This is a genomic window from Flavobacterium gyeonganense (genome assembly GCF_029625295.1).
Lineage (GTDB): Bacteria > Bacteroidota > Bacteroidia > Flavobacteriales > Flavobacteriaceae > Flavobacterium > Flavobacterium gyeonganense.
This window is the reverse complement of the sequence record NZ_CP121112.1, coordinates 4,582,972-4,601,082: the sequence shown is the minus strand read 5'-3', so window position 1 is coordinate 4,601,082 and position 18,111 is coordinate 4,582,972. Positions and strand designations below refer to the sequence as shown.

The following is an 18,111-nucleotide window of genomic DNA, read 5'->3' as shown; positions in this document are numbered from 1 at the left end:
TTTATGCTGGGATATTTAAACTGTTACTGCCAGTAGCCTCAGAAAGACAAGCAGCTATAGAAGCTGTTCAAAATATCGATTTCAATAAGGTTTCCGATAAGATGTATCATAAGCTTATTTCATTTAGCAGTGATTATCTAAATGAAGATGAAATTAAAAGTATATTTCCAAGCCGTATTAAGGAACCCGAACTATACAACGAAATAGTGGTGGAGGCTAGAATGGATTTTATCCTGCGAAAAGAGATTGTGAACCTATTTGACGATTTGAAAGCGGTATGGATTTTTCAACCTGAGTTAATTGAAACTCTTCTGGAAAATGCTTGCTTGCTGCATGGTCCCTCAGAAGATATTTATGATTCAATTTTTTCACTTTCCCGTTTATGGAATGATGCAAGGAAAGGGGTATTGGAAGGGGAAAGTGTCCTTGAGAATTTTAAGGAGTGCATTGATTGTCTATGCGTAAGGAGGTCTGAGTACATACAGGAAAGATCCTCTGGTCTTTTTGATATGAATACGGATAATTCGTTTATTTCGCGTGATATCAAATATTTATATAGAAATATATTTCAATTAGCAGCAAAATTGCTCACCAGTACAGAACTGGAAGATTTAGTAGATTACTGGATATCAATTGATCAAAGTGCAAATTTTAACCATTATTCCACTGGACTGACTATCAGCCGTCAAATTTTTGACAGCAAACAGTTGGATACTTCTTCATTACTCAAAAAGATAATTTTACACGCGGAGAAGATTGCCAGGGCAGAGCAGGATACGGGAACTTTAACAGGAAGTCTTGCTGAAGTTTCACGCACCTACGGTTACTGCGGTTTTAACGATGAATTTAAAAGAGTTTACGATCAGATTATTGAAATTTCATTTGGACTGGGATATCGTAAAGATTATCAGGCATCCAATATAGTCAAGCCTTTAGAGTATATGCATTTACAAGATCCCGAAGGGACTTTGAAAAGACTTTCAGAGGTTTTTTACATTCAAGATAAGTTGGGGGAAGCTGGTAATGGAAGAATGCGTCATATCTGCATGTGCGATCTGATTGCTTTTACATCCACAATATACCCGGCTCTTAGTTTGACACTCCTGCAGCTGGAGGAAGATAATATTGCTCGCAGTGAGGCTATGAGCAGAATAATTGGTCCAATGATCAATAACAGTACAGAAAGTGATCTGGTACTTTATCTGGCACTTGTAAAGACGGTGATACGACTGAAAGATACAGGAACTTCTGACGGTCATTTTATCCATCTGGCAAAAAAAATACTTAATAAGGCAATTCATTATAAGAATATTGAAATCATTGAAGAGGTACTGCAACTTATCAGATACAATCTGGAAGTAGAGCTTAAAGATGAAAAGGAGCTGATTAAATTTTCAGGATTTTTATCCGATAAAGGTTTTGATCCTGCTCATTATTCGTTTCCTGTTCATGAAATTCCGATCGTTGCTGTTAAGGAGGAATCTGCCTCTGAGCAAGATCGTATTGAAAAAATTAAATTTGTCAGCCAGCTTAAAAAAATCCAATAGACGAAGTTATAATGCTTTACAATGCTAATAAAGAGGGATTTATAAAATATATTAAAACTAGTTACGAAATTCTGACTAGTAACAAGCGGAATCAGATTTTACGAAAGGAATTTAAATCATCCGCTAATTTATTTGATGGTTTTCTTGAAAACCTGACCGAGCCTCAAAAATTAATTTTTAATGGAGCAAAAGGTAAGATTGTACAGCGATTTGCTACGCTGAAAAATACGATAAATAATTTGGATTCCACCGCTGATGTTAGTCTCCAAGAAATAAAAACAAATTTCTATTCCCTAGTTGACATGGTTGACAGTTTGTTTACTGATAAATTATTGTCAATTTACATTGAGGATCAGCTGGAAATCGATCAATGGCTTGAAATAATAGCAGAAGAACTAAACGCTAGACATGTATTTTTATTCGAGCAAATCCTTACCAGTAAAGAGATAATGAAACTTATTGACCAGTGCTCGACAGTAGACTTGAAAGATCTTTCTGGTTTTGTTGATAAGTGGTGCAAAGGGAGAACCAGAACAGCGGCATTACTTAAAATAGCAAACCGCTTAACAGCTATTGATCCATCAAAAGCTAAGGAAATTGTATTGACAGTATCTCAGTTTGAATATGACAGTATTCTTTTTCAAAAGGAAGATGACCCAGATGGACTAGATTTTGACATCTTCGAATCTATTTTAAAAATGGATCAGGAATTTGGGAAAAAGTTTCTGCTGGAGAGCTATATTTCACAGAACGGCCGTTATTCGGGTGATCTTACAAGCTCGGTGGACAAGCTCTTAAAATACAGCGATTATTTTGAAGATAATGCTGTACAAACCTATTACGAGTCCAATCTTTTATATAATAATGAATTAGCTACCGGTCTTCCGAAAAAGCTATCAAAATATGGATTTTTGACCGGTCATAAAGAGAACTATGGCTTTTCTGAAATTATCATTAAGCACTTAGTATGGCTTTTTAATTATCCTGTTTTTAAAGTTCGGGAACTTGCCCTTCAGTCGATGTTGGATTTAGTTATGCAAGACAGCTTCCGTTTGAACCTATTTATAAAATTTGGAATTGAAAAAGGAAGTAATAACGAAATAGAATATAGTTTAGTTGTACTTCAGGCTCTTGCTTTAAAAGAGCCGTCAATGCTTATAGCTTTCAAAGCCCAGCTGCTTTCCCTGCTGGATAAAGAACATTTCAATATTTTAGAGCAGTGCAGGGCACTTCTGTTGCTGCTGCAAGAATCCGATACTAAGTTTTTAAGTTCACGTGAATTATCAAGGCTTGGTCAGATTAATAGGGCTTCGAAAAGAATCAAACTGCTTTCCAAATTGCCGGACTGGCTGTCTAAAGGAATTTTATGGTCTAGCAGATTGTTTGCGCAGAATACAGAGCAGAATACAGAGGGCAGGAGAACAGTTTTTGTCTATGCTCCGTATCAACTTCATTTAATTAAGAAATTAAGTTTAAATCAGAAAGAGGGATTTTCAGTTAAAGATTTTCTTTATGACGATATGTCGGCAAAAGGACTACTGGACTACGATGGAGAACAAGAAAGCATTATCCACAGGCGGTATAATATTAATACCAATTTTGATACTATTGAAATATATTCTCCCTATTATGATGAGTTAAAAAGCAGTATTAATAAAGTTTTGTGTTCTGGAGTAAATAATGGAAGTTTCGAATCGTTTTATATTGACGAAATAAAAGCACTTTTCAGGGTTTATGATCCTTCAAAACTTTTGTATAGGGAAATTTCTAAACCGAATTATATAAACTGGATTCCAGAGGACATTACAAAAGCAGACTATTTAAGATTTACCGATTTTGAGACGATGGCAGCGCAGTTGGCAACAAGGGAAAAGGATTATATCACATTAGCAGAGTATGGTAGCCAGAGGGTTAACAGATATAAAGTACTGCACGGAACGTGTTACTTTGAGGTAAGCGCATTTTTAAAAAATAAAGATGGTAAATTAAAGAAATTAAAACTGTATCCCTATCTTGAAATGGGAAACCAGTATGCCTTTGAAATTTCATCCCCAAGCTTCACTTCTTCTTTTTATAAAGAAGAGGACAGCTCTGCTCTAATTCATTTATCCCGCAATAATTTTAGAGGACATAGCGATATAACATGTGCCAACTTACTTTCAGATTTATTTGTGAAAGCTGAAATAAAACCAAGAAATCTTCTGGAAATAATATGCCAGGATGACGATTATCCTTTAAAGGCATTCAGATGGATTAGTGCCAGTATTTCAAGCACTGACAGGAGAAGATATGAACCCGCATCTGAGGGTTTTAATTTAAAGATCAAAAAGGAAGTTCTGGTTAATTATCTCCGAAGTAACAATATGAAACTTTGTTACCATATTAAGCTTGAAAGGGCTGCTGACGAATACATTTCCGAAAACAAAATGGCATGGTTTGATTTAGATAAGATAATAGAAATAGATTTATAAATTTTGTATTAATTCTTAACATCTTATCATTTTCATCACATTATTAGAGGCATTATTTTGCTTGGGATTTTTAAGTAAAGGTAAACTAAACTTAAACAACTTACTAAGTTAAATGTGAAGCAAGTGAAGAATTTTACGTAAATGAAATACTAATACGGGAAATGATAAATAATTTTATAGTTTGGTTTAACTCCTCACATGTTTTCTAAATGAGCGGATAATTTCAAAAATACCTATGCTTACTATTATTCGTGAAAAGAAATCTACTAATGAACTCCATGTACCAAGAACATCTGTTTGGTTCATAAAATCAATACGGTGCAACGGATTGATAAACTGTGGAAAGAAAGGTAGAAGGTAGGTTTTGAAAAATATTCTAAGTCCCGATAAGCTTGGGTCAAGCTCCACATCTTTAAGACTGTAAACAAATAAGATAAAAAAGAACAATGATCCTACAAGAGTAACAAGACATGCTTTGAGCCAGTCTGTGCCGTGGTTGCTGTAAAGCAAGGATACGGTAATAGATATGCGTGATCCGATATGTCCCTTTTTCGCTGTAGATTCATACCGAAGGTATTTGTAAAGATACTGTTGCGAAATACGGTAGTAATCAATCTTGTCTTTAGTATTATTCTGTTTAGCTGCAGAGGTATACAGGTCATTATATACATTATAATAATTTAGATAATTGTCTGAAACACCAACATCGGGGATATGTGAATTTATAAGTTTAACTGCAGAAAGATCGGAGTTTAATAACTCCAATTTGTATTGCTCAAACTTAATGTTTTTTAATTCAAGAATACCTGCTGATGAATTGTTTATGAGGAATTTAACTGAGATGTTCTCTTTGTAAGAAAGAAAATCGGTAAAAAAATTTTTCTCTATAAAATCCTTAAAATAAAAAACGGGTAAGTAGCCCATTAAAAGTTCTAGAGTACTGTGTTTTGCTGAAATTTCGTTAATAAAATTAATTTCTTTTTGATGAGCTTCGTTTGATTCATTAAAAGCCTGAAGATACTTTTTTAGTGGAAGGTCTAGGAAACCTTTTACACCTGCTTGTTTTAAGTGAGTAAAATAAATTTTACCATCATTGTTTAGGTTTTCCAGTTCGATTCTCTCATTGATTATCTGGTTAAAATTTAATCTAGAGGAAACATTATAGTATCCGTTAATATGGATGCTGTTAATTACTGCTTTATCTGCTAGAAGTGTTATGCCTGAAGTAGACTGGACAGCCAGAAATTCGATCAGAAGGAATTTTCCAATAAAAGAAAATTGTGTTTTTTCATTTACAGGTATGATGTCAATTATTCGAAGTATTCCCCCTTCGATATTTATGCCGTTCTGTGATTCTGACTTGTGAAGATGTAACGTATCTATTTTACAGTTTCTGATAAAAAATTTCTTAAGGAAATCACAGTTATAAAGCCGTAAACTGGATGCTTTAATATAAGTAATGTCAAAATCCTTTGTAAAAGTACAGTTATTGAATTCGATCGCCACAATGGAAGCATTATGTATAAATATGTCATCAAACTCACAGTTGGAAAATGTTACTGGTTCTTTAATATTGTCAATGTTAATTACTAGTCTACCTTCAATTTTTTTGTCTGATATAAGTTTTGTTTTGTAAACTGTCTGTGTGATAATTAGTTGTGTATGTTCTAATAATCTTATAACATCAAAAGCTTGTAGGTTTTCCACTGATATAATTTTAAGGTATTTCGAATGATCTAACTAATGGCTATTGTAAATATAGTTTTTTTTGTTCTTTGATTATCTCTTAATTTGGTGTTCTGTTTATGGATGGATGTGCTAAAGAAAAAAGGAAATATAATTAAGGATACAACATTTTGCGAACTTAATTTATTTTACAAATCTTATTTTATAAATAGCATAATGTATTTTAAAATTTACCTAATCTATGTGTTTTTATCCTTAATATTTGCAATTCTCTTAATTCTCGAAATTGCTACTAATTTTAAAGAATTGCTTTCTAAACTATACATTTAGTTCTTTTCATGGTTATTCTTTTCAATAAATTCTAGAATTTGAATTTCCGATCAATTTGGGAGAAAGTGTACTATTTCTCTCACTTGTTCGAGTGTTCCTATTGGATAATTTCAATTTCACTTTCACTAAACCATTTATAAAGAACAGCATTTTGTTTAACAATCTGCGGAGTATCGCTATAAACTACGATAGCTAAACTTTTTTTAGCTCTGCTGCAGGCAACATAAAATAGTCTCTTAGTTTTGTCAAATCCAGTTTCTTTCCCAATCTTAATATTGTCTTTATCAGTTTGTGATAAAGGTTTAGTACCAAAAAGTTTGTCATAACTAAAAGAATTACCTCTAGAGGCAGTGTCATCCAAAATTACCATCACTCTGTCAAATTCAAGTCCCTTGACTCCCTGATGTGTCCCAAATTTTGAAGTCTCCAATAAATATTCATTGTAGTTTACAATTTGGCTAAATGGAACTTGTAAGGCTCTGTCCCATGCGTCGATTACTTCATTACTGTCATTGTTTTCTTCATTTGAGCTCTGATTCATATAGTTCTCTGCCGCTTTTTTTGCTTCTGAAGTTCGGTACGCAATTGTTGATAATGGATCTGGAATTTGGAATAGATCCGACGCACCAACGTTTTCAATAATTTCGAATAAACTAGGATCTTTATTATCTTTCCAAAGACCAAGAAGTGATTCGATTTTTTTGCGGGTAATGTCAATTTGATTCCCTTCAGAATTCTTCTTTATACCTTCTTTATTTAGGTCTGGAGAAAATTGTTTAGCTATGCGGGCAATAGAAAACTCGTCTTTCTCATAAAAGGCTTTCCATAAAGGCAGAATAATTTTTATAAAAAAAGTCAGAGATGAAAGTGATCCTTCCAGCAGACCAGTTTTTAGTTTCTCAACTGTGTACAACGGCCAGAAAAAATCAGAAAATCCCATTCTTTGAGCTGCCATATGGTGTTCTAGGATTAAAGTTTTTACATGGTCAGTTCTATCATTGTCATTCCATAGGGCATCATTTGTTATTGCCACCATTTTCTTCTGTACGTCTTTTTCTAATTGTTCTTTATTTCCTGCCGTTCTATCGATTATATACAATCGGACATGGCCATCTTCTTTTTCTATTCGAGGAAGCTGTGTTTGTTTATCAACTTCTTTTCTAATTGTGTTCACTAAGGTCACAATTCTTTTATTGGAACGATGATTCATTTTTTTACTGGGTGTAATCCAGTCCAGGGGCAAATTCTTTTCCAAGTTTTCCTTTCCATCAAAATATATTCGTTGCATAGTATCTCCAAAAAGACCTAAGCTGAAATTATCTTTCTTAGCTTTCTGGAGAACAAAAAAAGATTCGATGAGTTCTTTGTTGGTATCCTGGCTCTCATCTATAACAAGAATTGGGAAACGCGATACCATTATATCCCGCATTAAAGGTTTTGCATTCAAAAAATAAGCTAGTATATGGAGGACTTCAGAATGACTGAGCGAGTCTCTGGTAGAATTATTTCCATTCGGGTCATAAGTGAATTTTGTAATACTTTGGAGGTTATCGAGCCTCCTGGTTTTAGATTCTATGCGGCGTTTTCTGTCAAGTGAAGTCTTATTTTGAAGATTTAATGAGCGGCTCTGTTCCTCTTGTAATTTTGCAATTTCGGCTACGAGATTGTTTTTTAACCATTCTCGGATATCATTATTAAGGCCCTGAATAAGTTCCCATGAAAAACTATGGATTGTGCTGACCGAAAAAATCGGATGATAATCAAGGCGGTGTATTATTTCGTTACACGCAGCATTCGTATATGTTATTATGGCTACTTTCTGTCTTTTAAGACGAAATTGATGGCCATAATTTTTTTTAAAAGTTGTAAGGACATTAACTAAAGTCCTTGTCTTTCCTGATCCTGCTCCAGCAAAGAGAAAAAAACTCTTTGGGTTTCTGGGATTTAGAGCGGTGTAAATCTCGTCATCGACTGATTTATCAATATCATTTGTGTAAATAGGCTGAGTCATATCAGATAAATAACTAATTTTATTTTTTAATTTCGAGCTTTTCCTCCATCCAAACCAAGCCTTCCTTTATATATTGAGGAACTTCTAATACATTTGGTTCTTTAAGATAAAGCAGTTCCAATGCAAATTCTGCCTTTTTAACGCTTTTAGCAGTTATACATTCGTACATAGCCTTTGCAGAATTATTGATATCACTTTCTTTAGAGGCTAGAATCATTTTTTGCAATAAACCAGTTGCAGTTGGCAATGCTGAAAAAAGATTTTTGTTTTCCATGACAAGCGAGTCTTCAAAGGTATAGGGCAGGGCTTCATTATTTACCGATACCTGGATAGGAATTTGAAATGCTACTCTGATTGGATGATTTTTATGGAGCTTCTTTTCAAATTTTACTTCATAAAGATCATCCAGTTTTTTTGATTTAGATAATATTTTTTTAAGAGTATCATTATTTGTTATTTGATTGGATGCTCTTTTAGGCTGGCATTTTGTTTTTCCGGGAGTGATGATGGTGTCGATATCTGTGATGATCAAAGTAATTATGCCCAATTGTTCGAGAAGCGGGAGCAGGGTATGAGCGTGGCTGCCTCCAATTTCAAGTATTGAAATGTAGCATGTTGAGAGTTTATTGTGTTGATTTTTAATAAAATGAGGCACAAGCATTCTTTCTACTGGGCCTTCAACTATAATTACTGCATCGGCAAAAAACAAGTCACTATGAGTTGTCTTAAGATAGCGAATTGCAAACTTTGTTGTTCTGTCTTCAGACCCAAATGTTGTTGAAAGATTGACTACAGTAGAAGTACTAAGACTGCCTTTTGTGCGAGGATTCCTCTTGAAGTATCTTAGAGCTGTAAAATCGATTTCATGTGCAATGTGATTAGAATGAGTACTTATCAGCAGCTGGGAATGGAATTGTTTTTTGCCACCGAGCTCGGGATGGTTACGCAGAACCTTATATGCTTCTTTTATAAAAACTTGTTGAACCTGCGCATGTAAGTGAGCTTCAGGCTCTTCAATGATTACTAAATGCAATGGCTGGAATTCTTCGGCATTTTCCTCATGTAGCTTTTTACCAACATTCATCCAATCGTCTCTGAATCTAATAAGCTTAAATATCATTGATATAAGATTTTGGTAGCCTAGACCATTATATTTTTCAGGAAGACTAAGCTTTGGATTATCTCCTGATAAACTATACTGCACAGAGGAATCGTGATTTAGACTTTCTACTGTATCGATACGGCTTGATAGAGAAATTGTCGGGTTTCCAAATCCTGGGTAATTTAAGTGTGCAAGTTCACCTAATGCTGATTTAAAGCTTTCTTGAAGATTCTCGTCAAACTGTTTTTTTGCATCATTAATGGCGCCAAGAGCTTTTAGATCATTTTTTGTTGGATTATCTGAAGGATTTAAGTGCTTATCATAATAGTCTCTAAGCTGGTTTGAAAGGTTTCTGATGTTTGATGTTTCGCTTGTATCTGAACCAACATCTGAAAAGCCTCTTTGAGCGTTTATAATGTTAACTTTTATAAGTCCTTTTAAAACGTCCTGCTCAAGAGGAAGACTTGAAATAGGCAGGGGTTGAAAAGGTGTAGTATTTAATGGATTAAGCAAATATGATCTAACAGTAAAGAGTTTATTTAGATTATTTTTCTTATCTAAAAAATCCCACAAATCATCAGGCCATAATTTAAGCCTTGATGCATCCAAGTCCTTTTTGTTTTTTTGAGTTAGTATGAATTCCTTATATAATGTTTCTACATCCTGGGGTTCGAAACGCATACGTATTCCTAATCTGCCTCCTTTCCACTCTAAAGTTGGTATTAATGGCAAAACATAATGAGCTTCATTTTTTTCAACATGCAGCCACAGATCCAGAGTAGGTATGAAATCTGCAAATTGGTCTACCGATAAATCTATATTACTAATTTCCTTTTCTTTCAGCCACCTGTTTCCAATTTTGTTTAAGCCAATCCAGTTATCCAGCGTGAAATCTCTAGTGGAAAAGATTTTTTTCGTTAGGAATATTCTAAGTGCATCCAGCGAGGATGTTTTCCCGCTGTTATTTGCTCCGACAAATACAGTTTCTTTTTCAGCCAATTCAATTTTCGTCTTCTTGAGCTTTCTAAAATTCTGCAGGTCAATTGAGTCAATTCTCATAAATTTTTATATTTAGTAAAGTTTTTTATGCCGTTTTTTTTCGGGAATAGTTTAATTGATACCGATCATATCTTTTGAATGCAAATTGAAAAAAATATAATCAAAATAATGACCATTGCTAATAATCAACTAAACCGGCGTGAAGTAAAAATAGAGAAGCAGACCAAATAAATTTTAAGTATAACTACCTGTTTTTTGCGGTAAAAATGAGATAAAGATTAATAACAAGGAATCCACTCCATTTTTTTTGAAATATTCAGGTTAATAATCTTACTTAAAATACTATAGCCATTTGCTGTAAAAATGGCTGCAACCCGATTCTATATTAAATCCTCTTGTTAAGCAAAAAGCCTTTCACGCTTAATTTCCTGAAATGAGTAAATGGGAATTTTTATGTTATGCAAATATTTTACTGGCAATTGATAGGATGAAATTACAATTGCAGAAACGGTATATCCATTTAGATCAACATTTATTTTTTTAGAAAGCTGCTCTAAGTTATCCGATATGAATCCACCTCTTTTAATATGCTTTGGCAATTGCTTTTCAAGATAGTTTTTAGAATCAAAATGAAAATCATACATAACTTTAGCCTGTTTGGTATTTTTGCATTCAATCAGATAAACTATTTTTTTGCTGTGATCAATAGTTAAAAGATCAATGTCGCCATAGTCTCTGTCAGCATTAGGGAAAACACTTTTTCTAATTTTAATTTCATTTTCGATAACCTGCAGGGAGGTGTTTTTAAACCATAGTAATACTTTAGTTCTAAATTCATCTGATTTTATATTTAGCCGCTCATTTAATAATGCCGTTATATTGGGGTGAACAAGTTCATCAACTTTTAATGTTCCATTGTAGAATATTGCCTTTAAGTTATCTGATGCCATGACAAGGTGCCTTGCACTCCATAATAACACCTCTGAATCTCCTTTTTTTAATTTTATTATGGGTCTTCGAATGTAGGATAGTTTTCTGTTAAATCGCCAGATCCATGTTTCTTTAGCATGATGGCCCTCCGGCACATTTTCTATTTTGCCTCTGGATTCTAATTGCATAAAAGATAGAAATGCCTGAACTTCAGCCTGTGAAAGGTTTGAGTTTGAAATTACTAAATCTGTAAGTTCATTTTCGGTACAACACCACCAAGAACATTCCTGCGAAAAGCAGTAACCTGCCATGAATTCGGCAATCATGCCAATTTGATAAAAGTCTATTCCTAGATCTTTTTCGAACAGATTTGTAATTTTATCGTAATATGCCTCTTTTTCCATATCAATTTCAGGATTTGGCTCATTACTTTGAAAATGACTTTCGAAATCTTCGTTAATTCCCTGAATTTCATCTAAGATTATGGAATCTTTGTAACCTGCCAAAATTGTATCGTGAAAATCGTGATCCATCCCCAATCGTCCAGATGGAAGCAATCCCATTTTTGGGTTATCAATCCCCAGAGAGATACTATCTCTGGTAGTTCCATAGAAAATGATTTCATTAATCATGGCCAATAAAAAATCGACATCATCAATATTTAGTATTTTGCTGCCTTCAGGCGATTCCGCGATAGCATATTCTATTAAACTTCTCAAAGAATGTGAAGATTTGACAACGTTGTTGTAATCTTCTTTATATTCCGTAATTACGTCCTGATATTTTTCAAAGCATTTTATTCGAGCAGGTAGATCTAAGTCCCACGAACTTGAACTTTGAATAATCGATTCATGCCTTAACATTAAGTCGACAAGGAGTTCTTTTGCGTTATAATCTTTTAAGCACTCCTTTAGTTTACGGGTCAAGGTATTTATCAATTCATTTAAGAAAGGAACTTTATCTATATCATTTATTTTTTCAGGAACCTGATACGAAAGATTCATCCATTTTATCTGGCTCTCAAGAACTACCGAGATATCAGCATCTTGTATATATCTTGGTTTGGGTATGTATTTGTCAAATCTTTTGAAGTCATTTTCTTTATGGGAAGTCAGCAGCATTTTTTTACTGTTTAGCGGCATTTGAGACACTAAAAATCTCTCTTTTTCTTCCGGAGTAAATTCTTTAAGCCCATAACTGCGCTGTAAAACATTGAATGATTTTAAAATGGCATCTATTAAAATCTGTTCCCCGTAGTTATCTTTTCTATGTAAAGCGGAAAATATTTCAATGGGAATTTTAAGCTTAATCTTTCGTAGGTATATGTCGGCTTCATATTTAACATTAATTTTTACTCCCTTTTCAATCTCAAATCCTGAAGACAGAATAGATTGCAGCCTTTCATCAAATGACAAAATAAATTCAATCGGAAGATTGCCCAGATTTGCCAGGTAAGGACTCAAAGTGCTGGCAAATTCATTTAGCCAGTAAACCATAGACTCAATAAAATTGCTGCCTACAGTCCCGACTCTCTGATCATAGCTGAACCAGATCGGAAAAGGGTAAGCTTCTAAAACTATTCGTAATTTTCTATTGTATATTTCTTCAGAAGTGTAAATTGGAGCATAGTCTTTTGTTTTAACCACCGGCAGGTTTCTAAGTTTAATTTCCGAATTATCTCCGATTTTATTTTCTACCTGCATAACAAAATGCCTGTCGGTTTTTTGCGCAGATTCAGCAATTATTTTCGCTTGAGTGCTAAAATCAAAAGTTACAAAGTTAGGTGCCGCATCATCTGTTGGAAAAAATGAGTCTTGATTTCTTTTATACCATTGAAAATATGATAATATAGAAAATATCGGCATCATTTTCATGTCAGCTTTGTCTGCTCTTTCTTCGGCTTTGGCATATTTCCATAAAGTTAATTCATCTGGTTTCCAATGATAGAATATGCGCTCAAGGTCAAAAAAGCTGAATGCTATTTGATATTTGGTTTCCTTTAGGTACTCGATAGGATACGAATGGACTTCATCTATTTCATGACCTGCAAAAATAGTTATTGAAAGAAACTCGCTTTCTTTATTTTTGAGGTTAATTTTGGCTGCCGCAATAGTTGAGTCTGCCCTTTGTTTTATATCATTATCCTGATGTTTTGAAATAAATCTTACATGCGCATATTTGTTGGCATCCATCTGCCATAATGATTCATTGCTTTGCAGTTCCAGACCTAAATCTACACTGTCCCACATAACATTGAGATATTTATAGGACTCATTTAAGACCATTTTGGCATAGCATGAATTTAATACTTCAGTCTGGCCTTTCAATTCTATCTGCTTCCTAATAAAAATGTTTAAACTGTACATCTGCGCAGAAGGAAGTGCCAAATAAAATTTATCTTCAAGTTTAATAAAAGGCCTTCTTACTAATACCGTGTCTTGTCCCTTATTTTTAATAAAATCTTCGCGTGTGGCAACAAAATGGAGTATGACATCCTGCTCAATATGGAGCTTTTCATAAATTTTATCAATATCTTCTCTGGTAAACTCAAACAGATCTTTATGATTTTTGAATACACTGCTTTCGGGAAAATAGATATCACCTTTCCAGTCATCTTCGAAAAGGTATCGTTTAAGCCCTATATTTTCTGCAATCATATTGTGAATAAACAGCATAAAGTATGTTCCGTCATGAATGGTTCGTTTCAATTCTGGAGATAAATCATTTTCCCATGTAAATATTGAATTAAAAAGCATTTGGTTTATTAAAGTGCTATCTTTAGCTATTCCGGGAAATACAATATTGTTGCCATTGAAAAACATGAAATTTTCCGTTCCACATGCTTCGGCAGGATCTTCTCTATAATCTGCCGCATAGTCATTGCCAATTAATCGTTTTACAGAATCGTAATCTATTTCTTTGCCATCTGTTTTTAAGTGTGAACAGATTAAATCTTGTATGCTTTCCAATCTAATGAGTTTGGATTGGTTAATCGGTAACAGCTGAACTAGCGAAATCATCTTCAATAATTCAGAGGTATCATGTGTTTTGAGGTAGTTTAGAAAAGTATCTGTCGAAATTGTCGATTCAGAGTTTATACAGCATTTTTTATATTTTTGACCACTCCCACATGGGCATGAATCATTTCTTCCAATTTTCATTTTGATTGTATTAGTTAGTTCCTAAATTTACAATAAAAAATGAGGTGACTAACTGAATTATATTCAATTGCCTTAAGGATTGTTTATAAATTGAATTGGGTTTAAATATGAGCATTAAACTTCAAAAGGCTTACCAGTTTTTAAATCAAGTGAGTAAGCTTTATTGAGTTGAAAAGCAGATATTTAGTTTATTTCTAATATTTATGAGGCTACTGAGTTTTTACTTTTTTTTTATAAGCTTGCGCCACAAATCTGCTACGAAATCAACGAACAAATAAATGATCATTAGAATCGCCTTAGGTATGTGTGTAAAAAGAGGTGCTTAGTTCATTTCTGGATCTATCATTTATATGGAGTTTTTTTGCACTAATTTTAAAGAATAGCTATCTAAACAATATAATTATTTTTTTTCAGTCGTTTTGTTCTTCTCGATAAATTTTACAATATGAATATTTGCTATAAGTCGGAGAAAATATAATATTTCTTCTGCCTGCTCAACTGTTACATTCATTCCTTCCTTTTTAAGCATTTTCTGTGCCTTTTCTGGAGATATTTTTCCCTTGTTTTGCTCATCTCTATAATTCATAATTTAGTTTTTTAATGTTAAATTATTCTTAATATAAAGATAAGTTAAATGTTTTTGTATCTGTAAATCAGCATGTTAAGTTTGGTTTAAATCCTGACTAGTCACCTCAACAGGATGTCTAAACCGTGTATTTAAGTAGGATAAAGTGTGTAAAAACTACATGAAAAGAATAAAAAAAACGCTAAAACCTAAGTTTTAACGTTTTTTTAGTAGTGACCTCGACTGGATTCAAACCAGTAACCTTCTGAGCCGTAATCAGATGCGCTATTCAGTTGCGCCACGAGGCCTAATGTTTTCTCAGTAAGCTTATTTTTGCAGCTTTGATGAGCGTTGTTTGCGGGTGCAAATATAGGCATAAATGTTGGATATACAAGCAAAAAAATACATAAAAATAAAAAAAAATGAACTTATAAAATTATATATTTGATATTCAGTGATTTCCTAAAGAAGGAATTTTATTTAGAGATATTACTCCACTACTAAATATCCTCTGGTTAGAGAATATTGTCTTAGAGTTTTACTAAATTCTTTAGGTGAACAGTAAATTGATTTTCTTAGCGGAAGAGATAAGATAAAAGCATATCCCATATTTACTGCTATTAACTATTAATTGATTCTACCGATTAATTTTTTAAGGACTGACTTGTTTAATTCCTAATCTGGATTTTAGCTTTAAAAATAATAGAGAGATTTTATATGCATCTTCTGATGAAGAATTTCTGTCGCTTTTTGGAATCTTATATATTTCACACAAATCATCAAGAGAAAATTGCTTGTCATTAATATCATGCAATTTTCTATACATAACATCAATATCCAGTGCCTCGTTTTTTAATCTTCCACAACCCAGTCTCTCCAATGCTGCATTTATCATTTCAATATCAAAGTTGACATGATGACCCACTAAAATGGCATTCCCCAGATAATCTATAAAAGTTTCGAGTGCATCATTTTCCTGAAGTTTAGTCATTTTACTTTCAATTATAAATTCGTTTGATAAGCCATTATCATGTAAATATTTATATTGCAACAAAACCGCTTCGAAATTATCTTTAATTATGATACTGTCATCAACAATTGCAAAAGCCCCTAGTGACAAAATAACATCTTTTACAGGGTTAAGTCCTGAAGTTTCTGTTGATATCACTACAAATCTATTGGGTTTAGTTTCGAATTTACCAAGGTAGTTTTTCCAAAAATCAGGATATTCTTTATTAATATTTTTCAGCCAGTCCAGCATATTATGAAAATTGTGTAAGTTGAAATTTACTTTTAATTAATTCCTCCAAATCACGCATTGGAGCTAATGCATTCTTTAATTTTTCTCTATCCGTCTTAGATAATTCTTTTATATTTATATATTGGCCAGAGTCATCATTTTTTAACCCTTCAATTGTTCTGAATTTTAATAATGTCAAAAAAGCTTCGGCACAGCTAAGATATATTTCAGCATTTTTAGAATCCGAAATAGCAAGTTGTTTAAATCTTAAGTAAGTGTTATTTATCCCCTTAATATTGGAACTTAGAATTAAGAGTCTTGCAGAATCGATTAAAGGCATTAATGCTCTCGTTTTAATGTCAAATTTCATTTTATGAGGACCTTCTTCTTCTAATATGAACTTTTTGAAAAAACTTAATGGGGAATTCTTTTTTTAAAGCATCGTTTCCTAAGAAGTCAAAAAATAAAGTGTTGTTGATTGCATTTTTAAAAATGACATTTTCAATTGCCTCTTCAATTTTTGGCTCACCAAAAACAATCTCATAATCAAAGAAAATACTACTCAAATCATTGCTGTTTTCACCTGGAGTATTCATCCAACTATTATATTGTTTTATCCAGTCTGTCAATGATTTACACCAAAGCATATTACTTCCCATATGGCCATTTGGACAAAATTCATAACCCACTTTTTCAAGTAAAGAGGTAGTTCTTTTAGCTAATCTTAAAAAGTAATCCTTTACCTCTCTGTATTTCTCCGGTGTAACATCTTCAAAAATTAATATACTGTCCTGATCCGTAAGCAAAAGCTGTTCTTTCCTTCCCTGGCTCCCTATGCTTAGCCATGCAAAACGGGCAGGAGGGGAGCCAAGATCTAAAATCGTTAATTCAACTGCTCGCTTTATCAATGCCAGATTAATTTCATTAGCAATATTGCACACATGTGAAATCGGAATATTTTTTTGAATTGAATTCTGAATTAAATCAGATAATCTGTCTCTGATCTGTTTTAAATCTTTTGGTAATTGTGATCTCTTAATTTCTTTAATCAAAACTCCAGGATTGCTGGCCTGGGCAACCACTAAATCATGTTCAGAAATAATTCCTTTAACAACCGATTTATTAGTCCCGTCTTTAGTAACACATAAATGCGTTACATTATGCTTTAGCATTAATAATTGCGCTTCTGCTAAGGATACGTTTTCAATAACGGTTACAACAGGAGAAGACATAATTTTGTCTATCGTTTCTGTAATTGGATAACGTCCTGTGGCTATTTTTGAGGATAAATCAGAATCGGTCAAAATACCTATAGGATTGTTGTTTTCGCAAACAACAATATTATCAACCATTGAATCAGTCATTAAAATAGCAACATCTTTTACGATTTTGTCAGCTGTGGTTGTGAGTGGTGAATTATTATAAGTAAGTGACTGGATATATTGCAGTTCTGATTGTGTATCTGAATAAAATCCGTTGTCGGGCATTAATTTGTTTGATGAATTCACATTGTCTTTCGTATGACGTGAATTAATTGCAAAACTTTCTAATAAGAAGTTCAGAACATCTGAATTATTTGCTACGAATGGTCTGAAAACAGCAATAGGAATAGCATAAACAATACTTTCCTCACGTGCTTTAGCAGTCATCATATAATTGTTTTTTGCAAAAAAAGGGCGTAAACCAAAAATATCACCCTCATGACATTTGTTTATGATGGTTTCTTCAGCATCAGCAATAGTAGTAAGATTGATGATACCGGATGCTACAACATAAAAGCTGTCATGAAGTATATCATTGTTTTGAAATAACACAGCGTGTTTTTCTAAATTTATTACACGTATATTGGTAGCAATATTAAAAAGTTCCTGAAATGTCAAATTATTAAATGGCGGATATTCTTTTAAAAAATCCGCTATATGTTCAGCAATTGTATTCATAGTAAGTTTAATATAGTCGATTGTAAAAATAATAAAATAATAAATCACTTTATGATATTGTTACAACTAAACGGAGGATTTAAATAATTATTGATTTTTTATTTTTTTTTGATTAAATAACTAATTTTT

Annotated in this window: 8 protein-coding genes, 1 tRNA gene and 2 pseudogenes; 3 read left to right on the top strand and 8 right to left on the bottom strand. The window is 33.0% G+C overall.

From position 1 onward, the window contains the following. The first annotated feature begins 101 nt into the window (after positions 1-101). Together P5P89_RS19695 and P5P89_RS19690 are read left to right on the top strand one after the other, a co-directional pair. Entirely contained in the window at positions 102-1,547 is a 1,446-nt protein-coding gene (locus tag P5P89_RS19695) for a hypothetical protein (RefSeq protein WP_278009848.1), read from the top strand. Positions 1,548-1,558: 11 nt separating this feature from the next. Further along, positions 1,559-4,018: a hypothetical protein gene (locus tag P5P89_RS19690; RefSeq protein WP_278009847.1), complete on the top strand. Its 2,460-nt coding sequence runs from the start codon at positions 1,559-1,561 to the stop codon at positions 4,016-4,018. Between the two features lie 186 nt (positions 4,019-4,204). Here P5P89_RS19690 and P5P89_RS19685 read toward each other — a convergent pair whose 3' ends face one another. The 6 genes from P5P89_RS19685 to P5P89_RS19660 all read right to left on the bottom strand — a co-directional run bounded on the left by P5P89_RS19685 (position 4,205) and on the right by P5P89_RS19660 (position 15,110). Next, positions 4,205-5,725: a hypothetical protein gene (locus P5P89_RS19685; RefSeq protein WP_278009846.1), complete on the bottom strand. Its 1,521-nt coding sequence runs from the start codon at positions 5,723-5,725 to the stop codon at positions 4,205-4,207. 406 nt (positions 5,726-6,131) lie between these two features. Further along, complete coding sequence (locus P5P89_RS19680) at positions 6,132-8,045, bottom strand: UvrD-helicase domain-containing protein (RefSeq protein ID WP_278009845.1); 1,914 nt, start codon at positions 8,043-8,045, stop codon at positions 6,132-6,134. A 19-nt stretch (positions 8,046-8,064) separates the two neighbouring features. Continuing rightward, on the bottom strand, positions 8,065-10,206 hold the full coding sequence (locus P5P89_RS19675) for an ATP-dependent endonuclease (RefSeq protein ID WP_278009844.1): 2,142 nt from the start codon (positions 10,204-10,206) through the stop codon (positions 8,065-8,067). Between the two features lie 338 nt (positions 10,207-10,544). After that, positions 10,545-14,237, bottom strand: a complete 3,693-nt coding sequence (locus P5P89_RS19670; protein WP_278009843.1) for a YecA family protein — start codon at positions 14,235-14,237, stop codon at positions 10,545-10,547. A gap of 400 nt (positions 14,238-14,637) precedes the next feature. Beyond that, positions 14,638-14,823: a hypothetical protein gene (locus P5P89_RS19665; protein ID WP_278009842.1), complete on the bottom strand. Its 186-nt coding sequence runs from the start codon at positions 14,821-14,823 to the stop codon at positions 14,638-14,640. Between the two features lie 213 nt (positions 14,824-15,036). Beyond that, positions 15,037-15,110, bottom strand: a tRNA-Arg gene (locus tag P5P89_RS19660). Between the two features lie 165 nt (positions 15,111-15,275). Here P5P89_RS19660 and P5P89_RS21830 point away from each other — a divergent pair. After that, positions 15,276-15,364, top strand: a pseudogene (locus P5P89_RS21830) (adenine phosphoribosyltransferase); the annotation flags it as partial. 90 nt (positions 15,365-15,454) lie between these two features. Here P5P89_RS21830 and P5P89_RS19655 read toward each other — a convergent pair. Then, positions 15,455-16,063, bottom strand: coding sequence for a 3'-5' exonuclease (locus P5P89_RS19655; RefSeq protein WP_278009841.1), 609 nt, complete (start codon positions 16,061-16,063; stop codon positions 15,455-15,457). 1 nt (position 16,064) lies between these two features. Continuing rightward, positions 16,065-17,982 (bottom strand): annotated as a pseudogene (locus P5P89_RS19650) (DUF294 nucleotidyltransferase-like domain-containing protein). Positions 17,983-18,111: the final 129 nt, after the last annotated feature.

Bases quoted from the DNA above. Each gene is read 5' to 3' on its own strand.
- P5P89_RS19695 (WP_278009848.1), top strand. From the start codon at position 102: ATGTATCATAAGCTTATTTCATTTAGCAGTGATTATCTAAATGAAGAT.
- P5P89_RS19690 (WP_278009847.1), top strand. From the start codon at position 1,559: ATGCTTTACAATGCTAATAAAGAGGGATTTATAAAATATATTAAAACT.
- P5P89_RS19680 (WP_278009845.1), bottom strand. From the start codon at position 8,045: ATGACTCAGCCTATTTACACAAATGATATTGATAAATCAGTCGATGAC.
- P5P89_RS19675 (WP_278009844.1), bottom strand. From the start codon at position 10,206: ATGAGAATTGACTCAATTGACCTGCAGAATTTTAGAAAGCTCAAGAAG.
- P5P89_RS19670 (WP_278009843.1), bottom strand. From the start codon at position 14,237: ATGAAAATTGGAAGAAATGATTCATGCCCATGTGGGAGTGGTCAAAAA.
- P5P89_RS19665 (WP_278009842.1), bottom strand. From the start codon at position 14,823: ATGAATTATAGAGATGAGCAAAACAAGGGAAAAATATCTCCAGAAAAG.
- P5P89_RS19655 (WP_278009841.1), bottom strand. From the start codon at position 16,063: ATGCTGGACTGGCTGAAAAATATTAATAAAGAATATCCTGATTTTTGG.